Raw genomic sequence first — 19,024 nt, 5'->3', positions numbered from 1 at the left:
AACTTATCTTAATTTTAAAGTTGCCAAAGTGATGACTGCCAACAAGATTCCCACAATCCAAAAACGGGTTACAATTTTGGCTTCTGGAATACTTTTCTTTTGATAATGATGATGTAAAGGAGACATTAAGAAAATGCGTCTTCCTTCTCCATATTTTCTCTTTGTGTATTTGAAATAGCTGACTTGAATCATTACGCTCAGATTCTCCACTAGAAAAATCCCGCACATAATAGGAATCAGAAGTTCCTTTCTGAGTGTCAATGCCAAAACTGCAATCACTCCACCCAGCATCAGCGAACCCGTATCCCCCATAAAAACCTGAGCTGGATAAGCATTGTACCAAAGGAAACCAACACAAGCTCCTATAAAAGCTGAGGCGAAAATCACCAACTCCCCTGAGTTAGGGATGTACATGATATTCAGGTATTGGGAAAAAATCGCATTACCACTTAAATAGGCAAAAATTGCAATCGTTAAACCAATTATGGCCGAAGTCCCTGCTGCCAGACCATCTATTCCATCGGTAATATTAGCGCCATTGGACACAGCAGTGATAATGAATATCACTACTAAAATGTATAAAACCGGAGTCATGGACTCACCCAAGAATCCTAAGATTGATTCATAGTTTAATTCATTGTTCTTGACAAACGGAATGGTTGTTTTTGCAATTTTAATATCCTGATAAGCAGGGGTCTCTACAATTCCTTCTTCAATAGAAACAGGATTTTGAAACTCCCTGATTACCACATCTTCATGGAAGTAAAGCGTAGCTCCAACGATGATTCCTATCCCTATCTGACCTATGATTTTAAATCTTCCGGCTAGTCCTTCTTTGTTTTTCCTAAATACTTTGATATAATCATCCAAAAAGCCAATTCCTCCCAGCCACACAGTTGTGATAAGAAGAAGGAGGATGTAAATATTGTCTAAGTCACCAAATAATAGAGTTGGGATTAAAATCGCTGCTATCATCATCAGCCCTCCCATTGTTGGAGTCCCTTTCTTTTGAGTTTGTCCCTCAAGACCTAAATCCCTGACGGTTTCGCCGATCTGCTTATTTCTAATCCAGGCAATGATTTTATGCCCAAAGGTGATGGTAATAATCAATGAAAGAACTGCCGCCATCCCAGCACGGAAGGAGATATAGCGAAACACCCCTGCTCCAGGAATGTCCAAAACCTTATCTAAATAATCAAAAATGGGATATAGCATCTTAGTTTTGTTTCAGTTCATTTAAGATTTCACTTACCACCTCTTTATCATCAAAATGGTGCTTCACACCTTGAATTTCCTGGTAATCCTCATGTCCTTTCCCAGCAATCAGAATAATATCGCCTGACTTGGATAGCATACAAGCCGTCCGGATAGCTTCTCTTCTGTCTGTGATGGTCAAAGTTTTTCGTAGATCAGTGGGACCAATTCCCGCTTGCATATCTTTCAGAATCGCCTCTGGCTCTTCAAATCGGGGATTATCCGAAGTCAAAATCACTTTATCACTCTCCTGAACAGCAATTTTTGCCATCACAGGTCTTTTGGTTGTGTCACGGTTGCCTCCACAGCCTACCACAGTGATCAACTGCTCACCTCCGCCTCTCACTCCATTGATGGTTTTGAGTACATTTTCCAAAGCATCCGGAGTATGCGCATAGTCTACAATCGCTGTAATTCCCGCTATGGAAATCTGATCAAACCTGCCTTTGGCTCCCTTAATGGCGGACAATGAAGTCATCACTTCATCCTCATCCTCTCCTAGTAATACAGCTGTTCCAAGTACACCCAAAAGGTTATAAGCATTGAAAGCCCCAATCAATCGGAACCAAACCTGTTTCCCATTGATGTCTAATTCCAGGCCTTCCAGCGTGTTGGAAATGATTTTTGCCTTGAAATCAGCATCAGACTTCAAAGCAAAAGTTTGATGCGTTGCTTTGCAGTTTTGAAGCATCACCATACCTCTTTTATCGTCGCTGTTGACAAGTGCAAAAGCATCCTTTGGCAAATCATCGAAAAGCTTTTTCTTGGCTTTGATGTATTCGTCAAAGGTTTTATGGTAATCCAAATGATCGTGGCTGATATTGGTAAATACTGCACCAATTAGCTTCAGCCCTGCAATTCTTTCCTGAACAATAGCATGAGAGCTGGCTTCCATAAAGCAATGGGTACAACCGGCATTAGCCATTTTGCGAAGCAAAGCCTGCACACTAACCGCATCCGGTGTGGTATGTGTAGCAGGAATAACGTCCTCGTTGATCTTATTTTCAACAGTGGATAATAAGCCAGTGCTATATCCCATTGAAATAAATAGCTGATGCAAAAGGGTTGCCGTGGTGGTTTTCCCATTAGTTCCGGTAATCGCAACTACCTTAATCTGGTGAGAAGGATTGTCATAAAAATTAGAGGCCATGATCCCCAGAGCTTTCGCAGAATTCTGAACTTGAACCCAGGTAATTCCCTCTGAAAGATTTTCCGGAAGATTTTCACAAACAATGACCTTTACCCCTTTTTCAAGAGCAGCATTGATGTACTCATGTCCATCTACTTGAGTTCCGGCAATAGCTACAAAGGCCGAACCTGAACTTACTTTTCTACTATCAAAGACAATATCCTTAACCTTCACTTCCATATCTCCGGTAGTGGCGATCAATGATACTTTATATAATATGTCTTTTAGCACTTTCTTCATCCCAACACCAGATTTATGGTTGTATTCGGTAGAAGCTTGGTTCCTGGTTCTAGAGATTGCTCTTGTACCAAGCCTTTTCCGCTGTAATTCACTTTCAAGCCCTTGTTTTCCAAAATGAAAAGGGCATCCCTCAAGGACAGACCTGAAACATCAGGGACCATTGCCTTTTCGGTATCATTAATTTTCCAGCCTACTCTATTATCCTGAGCGACTACTTTTACCCAATCATCAGCCTGAACAGCATTGGCTTTTACTCCCAATTGCTCCAAGATCTGATGCACTTCCTCTGCTTTTCCTGCTTTTACAAATGGCAAAGTGGAAGTGGAGGCTTCGGCACGTAATATTTGAGAAGGTCCCGTTGGATTCAACTCTATATCCAAAGCATAAATCCTGTCTGCTATTTCTTTAAAAACCGGTGCTGAAACATCTCCCCCGTAAGCTGCAAATCCATTTGGGCTATCGATTACTACAATCATGGAGTACTTTGGCTTTTCTGCCGGGAAATATCCTGCAAAGCTGGTGTAGTATTTCTGGGTATAGCGACCGTTGATTAATTTCTGAGCGGTACCCGTCTTACCTGCTATTTTGTAATCGGCATTGGAAATATTCTTAGCTGTTCCGTTTTCCACTACTCCCTGCAAAAGCTCTTGCAGTTGCTTGATGGTTTTTTCAGATGCAATTCTTTTCCGAAGCACTTCCGGCTGATATTCTTTTTCAATTCTATTTCCTTTGATCACTGCCTGCACGATATAAGGCTTGACCATTTCGCCACCATTCGCCACCGCATTATATAAAGCAAGCGTATGAAGAGGGTTAAGCTTTATCTCATATCCGATAGAAATCCAAGGAAGAGAAGTTCCGTACCACTGTTTGCTGCCAGGCTTTTTAAAAAAAGGCTTGCCTTCCCCAGCCAACTGGAAACCAAAAGGCTGATTGATTCCAACCTTTTCCACATAGGATAAAAATTTGGAAGGACTGGATCCAAAGTGCATATCCACTAATTTGGAGATAGCCACATTAGAAGATTTCTCAAAAGCCTCACGAATAGTGATAGTGCCAAATCCTCCATTTTTTGCATCTCGCATGGTTCGGTCATAAAATCTATGAGCACCATTTCCAGTCTCTATAGATTGATTCAAGCTCACTTTATTTTCTTCCAAAAGTGCCAGCATGGAAAGTAGCTTGAAAGTAGATCCCGGCTCGGTATTGCCTTGATCTCCTATGGCGAAGTTGTAGTTTTCTCCGTAGCCCTTGCCGTTTTTGTTTCTTTGAAGATTGGCAATTGCTTTGATTTGCCCGGTTTTCACTTCCATGACAATCACGGATCCAAAAGCTGCTTCCCTTTCTATAAGTTGCTTTAGCAAAGCAGTTTCGGCCACATCCTGAATATTGACATCCAAAGTGGTAATCACATCATATCCATCTTCAGGCTTGATATCTTCTGCGTCAAAAACAGGCTTCCAACTGCCACCAGCTAACCGCTGAAACAATGCTTTTCCGTCCTGGCCTTTCAAATACTCATTGAAGCTATATTCGATTCCAGCCCCGTATTCATTTTCATTCAAAAAGCCGACAGTTCTGCTGGCCAACTCATTGAATGGTCTGTATCGCTTTTCTACTTTTTCAAACAAAACGCCGCCGCCTAATCGCCCATCACGGAAAATCGGCCAGTTGGACATTTTTTGCATATCCTGATACCCTATCTGCTTTCGATTCAAGACCAGATATCTTTTATTGTCCCTACGGGCATCCGTGATCATGCGCTTATATGCAGTTGCAGATCTGTCTTTATAAAAAGCTGAAAGCATTTTGGCCAAAGAATCGATTCCCGCATTATAGCGGTCTGACTTGGCAATTGTCGGATCCATAGCAACTCTATAAAAAGGAAGGCTAGTAGCCAAAAGACTGCCATCGCCGGCGTAGATATTACCTCTTGTTGCCGGTACTTCTCTGTATTGAAAATTGATAGTCTCTGCCTTTTCTCTCCATTTATCTCCTTCCTCAAACTGAATTTTGGCAATACGAAGCGGTATCGCTGCTGTCGCAAGCGCAATCAGGATGAAAACCACCCTCACTCTTAGCACTATGGATCGCTTGATATTCACTTCTTGACTTCTATTTTGATAGGAGGTTGTTCTAATTCAATTATACCTTGAGACTCTACTTTTTTAGCCAGCTCTGATTGCATGGAACTGAGCATATATTCCGCCTCAAGCGTTGTGACATCTGCTCTCAGATCCTCCACTTCCTGCTGTGCTTTTTCTATTTTTCGGACCATATTTTCAGCCCGGTGATTACTCCATATATATATAAGTGCCAGCATCACAATAAATCCTACAGGAGGAACCAGCTGTACCGGAACTCCTTCTCCAAGAATTTTTGTCACATCCAGCTTTTCCTCTATCCAGGAGAAAATAGTCTTTCCTGAGCCGGATGACTTCGGCTTATTTCCAGACTTCAACTTCTTTCTAAAGGTGTTCTGACTCATTTTCCTGTCTTTTTAGCTACCCTGAGCTTCGCACTTCTAGCTCTTGGATTAGCTGCTATTTCCTTTTCATCAGCTACTACTGCTCCTCTACTCACCGGCTCCAAAGGCCTCATGGGATTTCCATAAAAGTCCTTTTCCAACTCACCCTGAAATTTTCCCTTTTGGATCAGGTTTTTAACTAACCTATCCTCCAGGCTGTGGTAACTCATCACGACCAATCGACCCTCCGGCTTCAACAGCTCAACGGCGCTCATCAGCATCTCTTCCAAGGCCCCCATCTCATCATTCACTTCAATTCTCAAAGCCTGAAATACCTGAGCGAAATATTTGAATTCCTTTCCTCGAGGCGCATATTTTTTGAGAAAAGCTGTGAAGCCTTCCGTCGTTTCAAATGCTTGCTGTGCTCTTTCAGCTACTACTGCCTGAGCAAGCGTTTTTGCATTTTTCACCTCTCCGTAGATTCCGAAAATCTTATGCAGCTTACTTTCATCATAAGTATTCAGCACTTCTTTGGCAGACAGTGGCGCTGACTGATTCATCCTCATATCCAAGTCACCTTTGAATCGGGTAGAAAAACCACGACTAGGTTCATCGATTTGATGAGAAGAGATTCCGAGGTCTGCGAGGATTCCATCTACTTTCTTCACCCCATATAGGCGAAGGTATTTTTTGATATCTCTGAAGTTGGCCTGAATGAAAGTAAACTTAGGGTCAGCCGGAATATTCGCTTCAGCATCCTGATCTTGATCGAAACCATACAAATGACCTTTGTCCAAATGCTTGAGAATTTCTCTCGAATGACCACCGCCTCCAAAAGTCACATCTACATAGATGCCGTTGGGGTCAATAGCCAAGCCTTCAGTGCATTGGGCGAGCATCACTGGAATATGGTACACAGACTCAGTCATAGCTTCAGGAGAGATACTTTTCCATCAGGCTGGACAAGTCCGCCGGATCTTCGATGATATTATTCAGATAATTTTGTGGATTCCAGATTTCAATCCTGCTTCCCATCCCTACGACTACCACATCTTTCTCTAACCCAGCGTAGGTTTGGTAAAGCTTGGGGATCAAAAGTCTACCGGCATTATCCAGTTCCACTTCCACACTTGTGATGAAAAATGTCCTTTGAAGCATACGCTGCTCAGGATTGTTGATGGATAATGCTTTGATCTGGTTCTCCAATTTTTTGAACTCGACCATTGGATAAAGTGCAAGACATTTGTCTTCAGCCATGCGAAGCATTAGCGTAGTACCGTTAGCCTCCGGAATCGCCCCTTTAATCTTGGAGGGCAAGACCAGACGACCTTTCGGATCCAGCTTACATTCATATTGACTGTTGAACATTTCTTCTTAGCGCTTTAAGACGAGTTTGTAGTAAAGACAAAAGTAATAAAATGCTTTTCACATTCTACCACTTTCCCCCACTTTTTCCCACTTTAACTTAAAAGTAGCCAAAAGTTTGATCCAAGCCAATATTTATCAAAAAATTTATCAGATTTTTTTACTGGTATTCAGCGCTTTAAGGATGATTTCATGACGTTTAAAAAATCCTCAAAATGAGCAAAAATCGAACATTTTTGAACAGAATAAGTAATCAACACCCAAGATCTTGTCAGTTTTAGTAAAAAAAGTGGGGCATTTTCCCATAAAAATTCATGCCAATCAGATTTTTAAAGACTCCTTTAAGAAAAAATATATTTTTCCTTTAGGCAAAAAAAATAGACTCCACAAAAAAACCCGGTCAGTCAACCGGGCCTTTTTAGATTATCAACACACAATTTTATTTTTTGGAATCTTCCTTAGTTTTTTTGAATTCAGCTTCGATAGCCTTTCTAAACTCCTCCATTTTCTTGGCATTTTCTTTCTGCCATTCTTCCATTTTTCTTTGAAACTCCTCGATTTTGGGTTGTTGAGATTTCTCCCATTCTTTCATCTTGGCTTCAAACTCCTTGAGCTTTGGCTCTTGTTCCTTTTCCCAAGCTTTCATTTTTTCCTCCCAAGCTTTTACCCTCGGTTCATTTTCTTTTTCCCAAGCTTTCATTTGTTGCTCAAACTCCTTCATTCTTGGCTCCTGAGACTTTTGCCATTCCTCCATTTTCTTTTGCCATTCTTTGAGCTTAGGTTCAAACTCCTTCATTGATTCCTCTGCTTTTTTAGCCCAAAGCTCAGCCTTTGCTTCCCATTCTTTTACCCACTTTTCTCTCTCTTCTCCGGACATTTCTGAGGTATCAGACAAGTGCATTGGAGGCATCGGAGGCATATTAAACCCTTTCAAAGGCATGTTGGGCATAGGCGGCATGCTCTCCATGATTTCCATGTCGAATACCATAGGAGGCATCATCTCTTTAGGAAATTCAGGAACAGCCATTACCATAAAGTTTTCTGAGAATTCAGGGGCTACCATCATGTCAAGCTTAGGAGCTGGACTTAAGGAAGGTCCATTTTTGAATATCATGGATGTCTTCCCTTTCATAATAATAGTGTCCCCATTTGAAATCAAAGTATCCCCTTTAATTTGATACCGGAAACTATTAGATCCCTGGCCTTTCAGAATAAAAGTATTACCTTCTGACTCCCAAATCATAGGCTCTTCACCTTCGACTTTTATTACTTTTTTGGTTTCCTCCTTTTTACTGGTATCTGCCTTTGTCCAAGTAGGCTTAAGCTCACTTTTTGGGATGAAATCACCCAAATCCGGGTTTTCTAGATACACATTTGGTTCTTCTCTTTCTGTGTTTAGCGGAGAATCCTGCTGGGCACTTGCCATCAGTCCCGCACTTAATAATAGGGTTAGTAGCATGGGTAGTGAAATAATAGGGTTTTGTGGATAAATCTGGGCTGGAAATCCCATCATTCTTTTAATTCTATGAAGGGTTGGATTCCTTCTTTTACTGGCTGTCATAGCCAATTCCGGTGCGTTTTGTTGTTTAAAATTTAATACTTCGGCCAAACTATAAGCGAGTTCCTTGGGCTCCACCCCCGTCGACACTGCCAAATCATCGGCTGCATTTTCTCTCAGTTCTTTAACAGTCTGATTCATCCACCAGAAACATGGATGGTAAAAAAAGAATACCTCCATCATAGACTGCATCAAGTTGGTGAGGTAATCATACCTTTTGATATGGGCCAGTTCGTGTGCAATAATTGCCTCCAACTGGCTTGGACTAAGATGAAATATTAATCCAGCAGGTATCAGAATCATAGGCTTGAAAATCCCAAAGGTCAACGGAGAAAGGCTATTTTGGGTGATCCTTAAACTCACATTTCTATTGATCCCCAATCTTTTTCTCACTTTTTCAACAGCAGCAAGCAGGGTATAATCCTCAGTGTTAATACTAGTTTTTCTTAATCTCCTAATCTCCGAAAGACTGGTAAAAAGTCTCATCAAGAAGAGTATAGAACCAAAAAACCAAAAGTTGACGAATAAGGGAATTTGGGACTCTATCCATAAAATAGACGACTCGATCCAAGAAAGATTAGACTCTGCAATTCCTCCTGATAGTTGAAAAAAGATCAGTTCTGAGCTGGTAGTTAGCTTACTTCCAATTGCTGGGAGAACGGAAAACTCGTACCAAAGTGTAGCGAATGTAACTATCAAACTCATGCCTAAGGCAGCCACTGCAAATTTGTATTTGAATTCCGGGGATTTCTTGGAAAATAGCTTCAAGGCTATCCATAGAAAAGCGCTAATTAATATCAGCTGCCAGATGGAATGGACCAAGGTCCAGCCCAAGGCCTGCAGGAGATTTTCCGGAATCCAATCATTCAATAGATTCATGATTTTTTATTTTCAAGTTGGTCTAAAAAGTTTCGGATCTCATTCAATTCTTCTTGGGAAGGGTTTTCTTCTCCCAATGCCTGAATCACCAAGGATTTGCTCGAGCCCCCAAAAGCGGTGCTCATCAAATTTTTCAAAAGTGATTTTTGCGTTTCTTTTTGATTGGTCAAAGGACTATAGATATGAGTTCTACTTTGCTCATTTCGAGAAAGCATTCCTTTCGCATGCATGATCTGCATAATCTTTAAAGTGGTAGTATACCCAGTATCTTTGGTCTCCGCCAACTTTTCATGTACCTGTCGTACACTTGCTTCTCCCATCTTCCAAAGGATAGATAAGATCTCCAATTCTGCTTCTGTTGGTTTATTCATGTGAGTCTATACGATTGTCTTCGTACAAAGTTTACGAAAAGTGTCGTATTATCAAAAAAAGTACGATAAGAATCGTATTAAAATCTGTTAAAAAATTTACCTTCAATACATTATTTTAGTCTAGACAAGGCCTTTTCACCTTTTCTCTCCAGACCAGCCCGAAAAAATTCACCCAATCCCGGCCAAGTTCCGGCTATTTTGGCCAGCAATCCTCTTCGTTCCGGAATACAAATCATCCGTTTTGGCTTTTTTATTAATTGGACGATAGCCTCGCGAACATCAACAGGAGTCAGTACTTTTTCCGGACCGCTGAAGCTCAAAACTGATTCTTTCGGATAATTTAGTTGCGTTTCCAGCATGGGGGTTCGGACTAAATCAGGACAGACAACTGAAACTTCGACACCATACTCTTCCAATTCTGCCGCCACAGCAAGTGAAAAACCTCGAATCGCAAATTTGGAAGCTGTATATAATGAAAGCCCTGCAACAGGTGCTATTCCTGCCAGAGAGGAAATATTGATAATATGCCCAAACTCCTGATTTTTCATTTCCCTCGCAATCAGAGTAGTGCCTAAGATGCTACCTTTTGTATTGATATCTAAGTGATAGCCAATGTCGCTGATTTTATAATTCAGCAAAAATCCAGGCTGGATTACACCTGCACAATTAATAAGGTGAGATATGGGAGTGAATCGTCCTTTCGCAAGATCAATAGCTTTGTTCCAAGTGTCTTCTTGAGTGATATCTGCTGCGATCAAACTGATTTGTTCATTTTCCTGAAAAGACTCTTTCAAAGTTTTTTCATCGGTATCAATCAAAATCAGATTAGTGGAAAGCTTGGCAAAATAACTCGCCAGCTCCAAACCGATACCACTTGCAGCACCGGTAATTATCAGTAAGGTAGGGTTCATTGTTGGGGTGATCAGGCTTTTAAGATAATCAATTTTTTGAATCGTGAACTTTCATTAAGACTAGTTAGTTGTATAGACATTCAATTTTAGAACTAAACCAATTATTCTTTATGAGTACTAAGCAAGCACTTTTACAACCTGTAGAGGTTGGAGGCATGAAACTTTCCAATAGAGTTTGGATGGCTCCAATGACCAGAAGTAGAGCTAACAATGAGGAGAATGCTCCTTTTGATATTCATGTAAAATACTACGAACAAAGAGCTTCCTCTGGATTAATTATCACTGAAGGTTCCCAAATCTCTAAAAAAGCGGTGGGATATGTTAATACCCCGGGTATTCACTCCAAAGCGCAAGTGGAAGGTTGGAAAAAAGTAACCGAGGCAGTTCATGCCAAAGGAGGTCATATTTTCATCCAGTTATGGCACGTAGGAAGAATTTCTCACCCTGATTTTCATAATGGGGAATTACCACATGCCCCATCTGCGATCAACCCTAACTCCAAGTCTTATACTCCAGAGGGATTCAAGGAGACTGTCACTCCAAAGGAAATGACTTTGGAAGATATCAAACAAACTATCCAAGATTTTAAAAATGGAGCAAAGAATGCCATGGAGGCAGGCTTTGATGGAGTAGAAATCCACTCTTCCAACGGCTATTTGCTTCACCAATTTTTCAACAACTCTTCCAACCAGCGAACTGATGAGTATGGTGGAAGCATAGAAAACAGGGCAAAAATTCTATTTGAGGTCATTGACGCCATTAAGGAAGTGATGCCTGAAAACAGAATTGGTGTAAGACTGAACCCTTCCTTGCATGGAGCTTTTGGAATGGAGGCAGATGAAGAGACAATTCCAACATTTGATTACATAGTCAATAGGCTAAACGATTACAACTTATCGTATCTACACCTATCAGAGCCTTTCACCGATGTATCAGAGATCTCTTATTTGGAGTCAAACATCGCAAAGCGATACAGACCGATATATAAGGGTACTTTGGTGATCAATAATAATTTTGATCAAGAAAGTGGAAATAAAGTGATTGAGGAAGGATTAGCCGATGCTGTGGCATTTGGTAAACCATTTATTTCTAATCCTGACTTGCCTGAGAGATTTGCGGAAGGTGCGCCTTTGCAGGACTGGGATCAGGACACATTTTACACTCCCGGAGAGAAAGGTTACACAGATTATCCAAGCTTGAAAGAGTCAAAAGTTGGTTAATTCACCTAGAGAGGCCGGTTTATCCGGCCTTTCGCTTTATATTTAAATATGTGTTTGGTAGCATTCTCCTGGCAAAATCATAGCGAATATCCCTTGGTAATCTCAGCCAATCGGGATGAGTTTTTTGAAAGACCCACAGCCCCTTTGCAACTCTGGGAAAGTGACTTTATTGCTGGAAAAGATCTGAGAGGTGGAGGTACGTGGATGGGGTTTCATTTAAACGGCCGTTGGTCTTTTTTGACGAATTATCGGGATTTCAGGAAAATGGGCTATGGGGAAATTTCAAGAGGAAAACTGGTACAAGATTTCCTGGAAGACAGCATTTCTCCCAAAGATTATTTGAAAGAAATCGAAAAGGAAAAAAATCGTTATGAGGGATTCAATCTCTTGGTTTCGGACGGAAAAGAGCTTTTCTACTTTAGTAATTTTGGGAATGGAATCCAAGAAGTCGAACCCGGAATTCATGGATTGAGTAATGGCTTGCTCAATGACCCTTGGCCCAAAACTGAGTTGGCAAAAAAGCAACTGAAGGAAACCCTCGAACAGGATCCAAGCAACAGCAAGCTCCTTCAAATCCTAAAGTCCAAGCAAACTTATGCTTTGGAGAAATTACCTGATACAGGAGCTCCCAAAGACTTAGAAATTGCTTTGTCAGCACAACTTATCAGAGCTAACGGCAATTACGGAACTCGCTCTGCAAGTTCGGTTTTATGGAACAAAAACAACCTTATTTCCATTCAAGAAAGGACTTTCGATTGGGACGAGAGTAAATTCAAGGATGCTTCAGCACAAATTCAGACCTATTAAAGTATATGAATAAAATTTTTGATGTAATTATAGTTGGGGGAGGCCCCATTGGATTAGCCTGTGGGGTGGAAGCCCAGAAGCATGACTTAGACTATTTGATTTTGGAAAAAGGAGCTCTGACGAACTCCATTTATAATTATCCGATCAATATGCGCTTTTTTTCTACTTCCGACCGATTGGAAATGGCAGGTATCCCTTTTATGTCGGTAGAAAATAAGCCTACCCGAACTGAAGCCTTGGAATATTACAGGAGGATATTTTTTCACTTCAAACTCAATGTCAATTTGTATGAGGGGGTAGAAAAATTGGAAAGACCTGGAGACCATTTCCAGATCACTACTTCCAAGGGAATTTACCAAACCCGGAAAATCGTATTGGCCACAGGTTTTTATGATTTGCCAAATCTGATGAATGTTCCCGGTGAGGAATTGCCCAAAGTGATGCACTATTATAAGGAGCCATGGCCTTTCATAGGACAGAAAATACTGGTGGTTGGAGGAGCTAACTCAGCAGTCGATGCCGCTTTGGAAACTTGGAGAAAAGGTGCTGAAGTAAGTATGGTTTTACTTGGTGATGAAGTAGATGACAATGTGAAATATTGGGTGCGCCCAGATATCATGAACCGGATAAAAGAGGGAAGTATTCGTGCATTTACCCGGTCCAAGGTGAAGGAGATCAAAGAAAAAGAAGTCACCATCTCAACTCCTGAGGGAGACGTCACGATTGCCAATGACTTTGTATTGGCGATGACAGGCTATAAACCTAATTTTGCCCTCTTGGATCAGTTAGGAGTGGAATTATCACTGGACGATAAGCGCCAACCCTGCTATGACCAAGCCAATCAAGAGTCAAATGTATCGGGCGTATATTTGGCCGGAGTAGTCTGCGGCGGATTGAATACACGGGAGTTTTTCATCGAAAATTCCATTGTACATGCTGAATCGATTATGGCAGATATCGCGAAAAAATTAAATTGATTTATTCAATTTTCAGAGTGCCCCAGAATACAGTAAACTTTTCTGATTCTTCTCCTGGAATTGGTTTTTTCATCCAGTGGATTTTATCCCCAATAATTTGAAAGCTTTCGTAATGCATTTCTGGAAAATCAACAGAAAATATTTGACCTTTCATATCCATAAACACTGTTTTTCGCCTTGTCTCCTCGATGATTTGAGCGAACGAATCCTTGGTAATCTCCTTATTTTTATATCTGGTATAATTGTCTTTATCTGTAGGCTTGGTACTGTAGCTTAACAAAAACCCTCCTTCTACCTTTTCCAAAGCCTGAATTCTGGCAGGAAATGGCTCGTTCACTTGATCGGTGATCTGAGCCATTTGAATAGAACCTGGCTCCCAGCCTTCATTTTCTTCGAAACCTGGCAGCTCAATTCGTTTAGCGGATTGAAATTTCGGATTTCCATCATTCCATAAATAGGTATAAAGAATAGGTTCATTTTGAAAAATTACAAAAAGCTTATTTGCAGATTCATCTACAACGAAGTTTGGTCTAAAATCTTCGAAAGGATAAATTTTCCCATTCAGAAATTTGGAACTCTCTGGGAATTGTAAAATAAAACGATGTGCTCCGGTTTCTAGATTTGTTAAGACCAGATTATTTCGATTCTGAAGATAAGCTGGATTATATTCTCGCTCAGCTTCTAATTTATCTAAGGAATATAGAATGAAATTTTCTCCTTCGATATTGACCAAATCGGTGTTTCGAAAAAGATTAAACGGGCCTCCAAAACTCCATTGATTGGCGACTGGACTTGCTCCATTGATCAATTCTCCATCTTTTGTAAAAACTCTTAAACCCTGATTAATATCAATTAAAACAAGTTCACCTGAATTTGTAAGATTTAGATTCTTTGTAGCCATCGAAAAGGCTCCCGGTACATCTCCTGTTTTAGTCCACTTATATTCCAGCTTTCCACTTTCCCGATCAAAAACATAAATAGTGGACGCCGGTGCATCACGGAAGATCAAATGCTTCTGATCTCCATCCTGAAATATAAAGGTGCTAGCTAAGATGTCTTTGACAACAGTAGAGTCTTCTGCAACCAAAGAAATAGCTTTCCCATTTATGCTTTGGTTTTCTTTATTGCTTGTTGGTGAACAGCAAAAAATCAAAAAAAGAACTGGAATAAACAGTAGAGATTTCATTATACAATTAAAATTAAAGTGCTAGTATAAAGAGAATCAACTAAAAATCAAGACATGCTTGATAGAAAACCAGAACTAATTACAAATTGCCTACCTTTGTGGAATCTATGAAAAAGAAGCCATTCAACGTTGTCTATGAGGACAACCACCTTTTGATTGTAAATAAAGCTGCGGGAGTTTTAGTGCAAGGAGATAAGACAGGTGACAAAACCCTGACTGATTACTGCAAGGATTATATTGCAGAAAAATACAATAAGCCCGGAGCAGTTTTTTTACATCCCATCCATCGCTTGGACAGACCGGTAAGTGGATTGGTGGCTTTTGCCCGAACCAGCAAAGGTTTGGAACGTATGATGGAGCTTTTTAGAAAAAGAGATATTCATAAAGTCTATTGGGCAATCGTCAAAAAGCGACCAAGAGAAGAGATGGGTAAGCTCACCCATTGGCTTACTAAGGACGAGCAAAAAAATGTGGTCACTGCGCATGAGCGTGAAGTTCCAGGGTCCCAAAAAGCTGAACTGAATTATAAAACTTTAGGCAAACTGAATGATCACTGGCTGATAGAAGTGAGGCCTATCTCAGGGCGTCCTCATCAGATACGTGTTCAATTAGCTTCTTTGGGTTGCCCGATCCGTGGAGATTTGAAGTATGGATTTGCGAAGCCCAACCCTGATGCCAGCATCAACCTTCATGCTTTCAATTTAGTCTTTGTTCACCCAATCAAAAAAGAGAAGCTATACCTCAGAGCCGCTTTACCGGAAAATGAATTCTGGGAGCAGTTTTATGAGTTTGAAGAAGTTAAAGCTAAAGATCAGCATCTGGACAATACGTTCTCTGGTTGATTAATTGGTTAGCAACGATGATGTTTTTTAAGCTCCCGCGAAGAGGCAAAGTTGCAAAGGGATTGAGAGAAAGAAAATTCCATTCCTATTGAATGGAAAAAAGGCGATAAACCTTTTTCTACCCAGCTTAAATCCCTACGGGATTGAGGTTGAATAAAATACTCTTCCACTCTTGGCCACTTTGCGGGAGATTTATTTCGCCGAAGGCGTATTTCCATTAAATCTTCAATAAAATCCCCCTTGCCCCCTTTGTTAAAGTTTAAGTCCTTAAATGGGTTTACGTTTCCAAAGGGGGATTTGACCCGTATCTTGCCGCAGGCATATCTTGAAATATCTTTTTATCTCCCGAGAAGAGGAAAAGATGTAAAGAGATAAAGAGAAAAAAAGTTCCATTCCTACGGAATGAAAAGAAGAAGATAAGCCTTTTACTACCGAGCTCAAATCCCTTCGGGATTGAGGTTGAATAAAATACTCTTCGTCTCTTTGCTACTTTGCGGGAGAGCTATTTCGCCGAAGGCGTATTTCTATTGTATTTCCACTGTATTTCGATCCCTATCTTCCGCAGGCATATCTTGAAATATCCTTTTTTCTCCCGCGAAGTGGCAAAGTTGCAAAGGGATAAAGAAGAGGAAAGTATCATTCCTACGGAATGAAAGAAAGGCGATAAACCTTTTTCTACCTAGCTTAAATCCCTACGGGATTGAGGTTGAATAAAATACTCTTCCTCTCTTTGCTACTTTGCGGGAGAGGTATTTCGCCGAAGGCTTATTTGGAAAATACCTTTTTGAAAATATTTTTCTAACTTGAATACTATGAAAGCTTTGATAGGACTTCTTTTAATCTGTTTTCTGATGATTTCTTGTAAATCCGAGAAGAAAGAAAAGACAATCTATATTGTTCGTCACGCAGAAAAACAACTGGTTCAGGATCCGGATCCGGAATTAGCTCAGGTAGGGTATATCCGGGCTAAAAAGCTTGCTCAAATCCTGAAAGACCAGGAAATTAAACACATATTCAGTACTAATTATAAAAGAACTCAACTCACTGCACAGCCAACTGCTGAACAAGCCGGTGTAGAAATTCAATCCTATGAACCTTCCAACCATGATGAGTTGGTCGATAAACTCCATGAATTGGAGGGAAATGTACTGGTTGTAGGACATAGTAACACCGTCAGTCGTTTGGCCAATTACTTTATCGGTGAAGGAGAAAAATTCAATGACCTTACCGAAGATGAATATAATTTCATCTATGAAGTCAAACTTAGCAAAGATGGTTCGGCGGTATTAAGGAAGCTCTACAAGGATTATTAAACCACCACCAATTCAATCCCCTTTTCCTCCAGCTTTTCACGGTAGATTTCGGGTATACCGGAATCAGTAATTATTACATCTATATCCTCCAATTCGCAGATTTTTCCAAAGCCTTTTCTGCCAAACTTCCGGCTGTCTGCCAAAATTATTGTTTTCTGAACAGACTGGATCATCTGAGCATTTAAATGAGCCTCCATCATATTGGAGGTCGTCAAGCCATGTTCCAAACTAATGCCATCCACACTCAAAAAAAGTTTGCTGCAAGCAAAACTCTGAAGCATTTCTTCTGCATAATGTCCCACTACAGAGCTACTACTTTTTCTGACAACCCCACCTAGCTGAACTAACTCTACATCCTGCATGTCCATCAGGGCTAAAGTCACATTCATCGCTGCAGTAAGAACAGTCAAGGGTTTATTTCTGGGAATAGCCTGGGCTAAAGCGACCACCGTGGTGCCAGAGCCAATGATGATTGCTTCCTGATCCTCAATGTAGGCTAAGGCCTTCTCAGCAATCTTGGACTTCTCCTCCACCTGCTCCAACTTTTTTACCTGAACAGAGCGGTCAGAAACATAAGGAGAAACCGAAGTTGCACTGCCATGGGATCGATACAATAGCCCCTTATCCTCCAAGACTTTTAGATCCTTTCGGACAGTTACCATAGTGACATCCATAGCCTTCGCTAGATCTGACACTGTCACAAATCCAGCCTTGTCTAATTCCTCCAAAATAAAACGATGTCGCTCTGCCTGTGTCATATCCAATGAATTTTGACTAAATTAAGTAAAAGAAAGCAAAATGGAGTAAAAATCTATTTTTTACTTTCTTTTAGTTTCTTTTTATTTCTTTTTGAGTTATTTTTACTGACAAATGAATAGAGAAGAAAACATTAAGCAAATTTCTGATACTTCCAGAATTTGGGATATTGCTGTGATTGGAGGAGGGTCATCCGGTTTGGGAGTGGCATTAGACGCCATATCCAGAGGTTTGACCGTGGTATTGTTGGAAAAAGCTGATTTTGCAAAAGGAACCTCTAGTAGAAGCACCAAACTGGTGCATGGAGGAGTTCGCTACTTAGCCCAAGGCGATATAGGCTTGGTGTTGGAAGCCCTGAAGGAAAGGGGTAAACTTTTGCAAAACGCACCTCACCTGACAGAAAACCAGCCTTTTATTATTCCCATCTACACTTGGTTTGACAGAGTTCAATACAGCGTGGGTTTAAAGATCTACGACTGGATGGCAGGTTCACTAAGATTGGGTAAGAGTAAATTCATATCAAAGGAAGAAACCATCAGACGCCTACCTGCAGTCAAACAAAAAGGACTGAAAGGAGGAGTGGTTTACCACGATGGACAGTTTGATGATGCCAGACTAGCCTTGGCCATAGCGCAAACTGCAGATGATGCCGGAGCCTGCATTCTCAATTATGCATCCGTCAAAGATCTGATCAAAAATGAAAATGGAAAAATTACGGGTTTGAAAGTCAAGGATGAATTGGACGGTACCAATTACACCCTTCAGGCTAAAATGGTGGTCAATGCCACGGGAGTTTTTGCTGACAAAATTCTACAAATGGACCAGCCAGGATCCCCTAAAATGATCCAACCTAGTCAGGGCATTCACTTGGTTATGGATATGGATTTTCTGGGCGGAAAGGACGCACTGATGATCCCCAAAACCAAAGATGGAAGAGTACTTTTTGCAGTTCCATGGCATGGAAAACTGGTAGTAGGCACCACAGATACACTTCGTGAAAAAGCCAAACTAGAACCCGAAGCTTTGGAAAAGGAAATTGACTTTGTGTTAGAAACAGCAGCGGGCTATCTGACTAAAGCCCCAAGTAGAAAAGACGTAAAAGCTGTTTTCGCAGGATTGCGACCATTAGCAAGACCTAAAGAAGGCAGTACCAAAACCAAGGAAATATCAAGAAGCCATAAGGTGATCGTTTCAGAAAGTAAGCTCGTGACACTCACGGGTGGAAAATGGACTACCTACCGGAAAATGGGAGAAGATACAGTCGAACATTTTCCTGAAATCTCAGGTGAATTATTAGTGCCGAGCCAATCCTTTGAAATGAAACTTCATGGCTATACCGAACGCGTGCCGGAAGGTCACTGGTCAGTGTATGGCTCAGATGCCAAAGAAATAAAAGGGCTGGCAAAAAGCGATCCCGCGCTTTCTGAAAAAATCCATACTGATTTTCCAAACCTGATGGCTGAGGTTCTTTGGGCTGTCAAAAATGAAATGGCAGTCAGAGTAGAAGATGTTTTATCCAGAAGAATTCGAATGCTCATTTTGGATGCTCAGGCCGCCTTGGACTCTGCTGAGAAAGTAGCTCGACTCATGGCCAAAGAGCTTCAAAAAGATGAAAATTGGATACAGGAAGAGTTAATTGCATTTAAGAAAGTCGCCGAAAAGTATTTAATTAAAGCTTAGAATTTTTCT

17 protein-coding genes are annotated in these 19,024 nt (G+C 40.8%); 6 read left to right on the top strand and 11 right to left on the bottom strand.

All coding sequences use genetic code 11. From position 1 onward, the window contains the following. Positions 1-3: 3 nt before the first annotated feature. The 9 genes from mraY to GYM62_RS19990 form a co-directional block, all read right to left on the bottom strand. On the bottom strand, positions 4-1,215 hold the full coding sequence (gene mraY, locus GYM62_RS20030; RefSeq protein WP_091651148.1) for a phospho-N-acetylmuramoyl-pentapeptide-transferase: 1,212 nt from the start codon (positions 1,213-1,215) through the stop codon (positions 4-6). Between the two features lies 1 nt (position 1,216). Further along, positions 1,217-2,683: a UDP-N-acetylmuramoyl-L-alanyl-D-glutamate--2,6-diaminopimelate ligase gene (locus tag GYM62_RS20025; RefSeq protein ID WP_219957714.1), complete on the bottom strand. Its 1,467-nt coding sequence runs from the start codon at positions 2,681-2,683 to the stop codon at positions 1,217-1,219. Continuing rightward, positions 2,680-4,788: a penicillin-binding protein gene (locus GYM62_RS20020; protein ID WP_219957713.1), complete on the bottom strand. Its 2,109-nt coding sequence runs from the start codon at positions 4,786-4,788 to the stop codon at positions 2,680-2,682. The genes GYM62_RS20025 and GYM62_RS20020 overlap by 4 nt, the downstream gene beginning before the upstream one ends. Then, the gene (locus tag GYM62_RS20015; RefSeq protein WP_091651155.1) at positions 4,785-5,171 is read right to left on the bottom strand and encodes an FtsL-like putative cell division protein; all 387 of its coding nucleotides are present in this window, start codon (positions 5,169-5,171) and stop codon (positions 4,785-4,787) included. The genes GYM62_RS20020 and GYM62_RS20015 overlap by 4 nt, the downstream gene beginning before the upstream one ends. Further along, the gene (gene rsmH / locus GYM62_RS20010) at positions 5,168-6,079 is read right to left on the bottom strand and encodes a 16S rRNA (cytosine(1402)-N(4))-methyltransferase RsmH (protein WP_219957712.1); all 912 of its coding nucleotides are present in this window, start codon (positions 6,077-6,079) and stop codon (positions 5,168-5,170) included. Before rsmH ends, GYM62_RS20015 begins: the two co-directional genes overlap by 4 nt. A 4-nt stretch (positions 6,080-6,083) precedes the next feature. Next, on the bottom strand, positions 6,084-6,518 hold the full coding sequence (gene mraZ / locus GYM62_RS20005; protein ID WP_219957711.1) for a division/cell wall cluster transcriptional repressor MraZ: 435 nt from the start codon (positions 6,516-6,518) through the stop codon (positions 6,084-6,086). A gap of 436 nt (positions 6,519-6,954) precedes the next feature. Next, positions 6,955-8,952, bottom strand: coding sequence for a M56 family metallopeptidase (locus GYM62_RS20000; protein ID WP_219957710.1), 1,998 nt, complete (start codon positions 8,950-8,952; stop codon positions 6,955-6,957). Further along, the gene (locus GYM62_RS19995) at positions 8,949-9,323 is read right to left on the bottom strand and encodes a BlaI/MecI/CopY family transcriptional regulator (protein ID WP_091651166.1); all 375 of its coding nucleotides are present in this window, start codon (positions 9,321-9,323) and stop codon (positions 8,949-8,951) included. Before GYM62_RS19995 ends, GYM62_RS20000 begins: the two co-directional genes overlap by 4 nt. A 110-nt stretch (positions 9,324-9,433) precedes the next feature. Beyond that, positions 9,434-10,234, bottom strand: coding sequence for an SDR family oxidoreductase (locus tag GYM62_RS19990; RefSeq protein WP_219957709.1), 801 nt, complete (start codon positions 10,232-10,234; stop codon positions 9,434-9,436). A gap of 110 nt (positions 10,235-10,344) precedes the next feature. Between GYM62_RS19990 and GYM62_RS19985 the strand changes: the two genes are divergently transcribed. From GYM62_RS19985 to GYM62_RS19975, 3 genes are read left to right on the top strand one after another with little or no spacing between them, the layout of a single operon-like run. Then, the gene (locus tag GYM62_RS19985) at positions 10,345-11,454 is read left to right on the top strand and encodes an alkene reductase (RefSeq protein WP_219957708.1); all 1,110 of its coding nucleotides are present in this window, start codon (positions 10,345-10,347) and stop codon (positions 11,452-11,454) included. A 48-nt stretch (positions 11,455-11,502) separates the two neighbouring features. Further along, entirely contained in the window at positions 11,503-12,261 is a 759-nt protein-coding gene (locus GYM62_RS19980) for an NRDE family protein (protein WP_219957707.1), read from the top strand. A gap of 5 nt (positions 12,262-12,266) precedes the next feature. After that, positions 12,267-13,238, top strand: a complete 972-nt coding sequence (locus GYM62_RS19975) for a YpdA family putative bacillithiol disulfide reductase (RefSeq protein WP_219957706.1) — start codon at positions 12,267-12,269, stop codon at positions 13,236-13,238. Between the two features lies 1 nt (position 13,239). Here the strand turns inward: GYM62_RS19975 and GYM62_RS19970 are convergent, their stop codons facing one another. Further along, positions 13,240-14,424, bottom strand: a complete 1,185-nt coding sequence (locus GYM62_RS19970) for a hypothetical protein (RefSeq protein WP_219957705.1) — start codon at positions 14,422-14,424, stop codon at positions 13,240-13,242. Positions 14,425-14,531: 107 nt separating this feature from the next. On the opposite strand from GYM62_RS19970, the gene GYM62_RS19965 reads away from it, so the two are divergent. After that, positions 14,532-15,266: an RluA family pseudouridine synthase gene (locus tag GYM62_RS19965; RefSeq protein WP_219957704.1), complete on the top strand. Its 735-nt coding sequence runs from the start codon at positions 14,532-14,534 to the stop codon at positions 15,264-15,266. Positions 15,267-16,078: 812 nt separating this feature from the next. Then, on the top strand, positions 16,079-16,579 hold the full coding sequence (locus GYM62_RS19960; RefSeq protein ID WP_219957703.1) for a histidine phosphatase family protein: 501 nt from the start codon (positions 16,079-16,081) through the stop codon (positions 16,577-16,579). Here the strand turns inward: GYM62_RS19960 and GYM62_RS19955 are convergent. Further along, a complete protein-coding gene (locus GYM62_RS19955) occupies positions 16,576-17,337 on the bottom strand; it encodes a DeoR/GlpR family DNA-binding transcription regulator (RefSeq protein WP_219957702.1) in 762 nt (253 codons plus the stop codon). The genes GYM62_RS19960 and GYM62_RS19955 overlap by 4 nt on opposite strands. A gap of 112 nt (positions 17,338-17,449) precedes the next feature. On the opposite strand from GYM62_RS19955, the gene GYM62_RS19950 reads away from it, so the two are divergent. Further along, positions 17,450-19,015 carry a glycerol-3-phosphate dehydrogenase/oxidase gene (locus tag GYM62_RS19950; RefSeq protein WP_219957701.1) on the top strand — a complete coding sequence of 522 codons (1,566 nt, stop codon included), beginning with the start codon at positions 17,450-17,452 and terminating at the stop codon, positions 19,013-19,015. Positions 19,016-19,024 lie beyond the last annotated feature (9 nt).

It is taken from the genome of Algoriphagus sp. NBT04N3 (genome assembly GCF_019443765.1).
In the GTDB taxonomy this organism is placed as follows: domain Bacteria; phylum Bacteroidota; class Bacteroidia; order Cytophagales; family Cyclobacteriaceae; genus Algoriphagus; species Algoriphagus ornithinivorans.
Note: the sequence above shows the minus strand (reverse complement) of the source record. Positions and strands in the feature narration are given on the sequence as shown.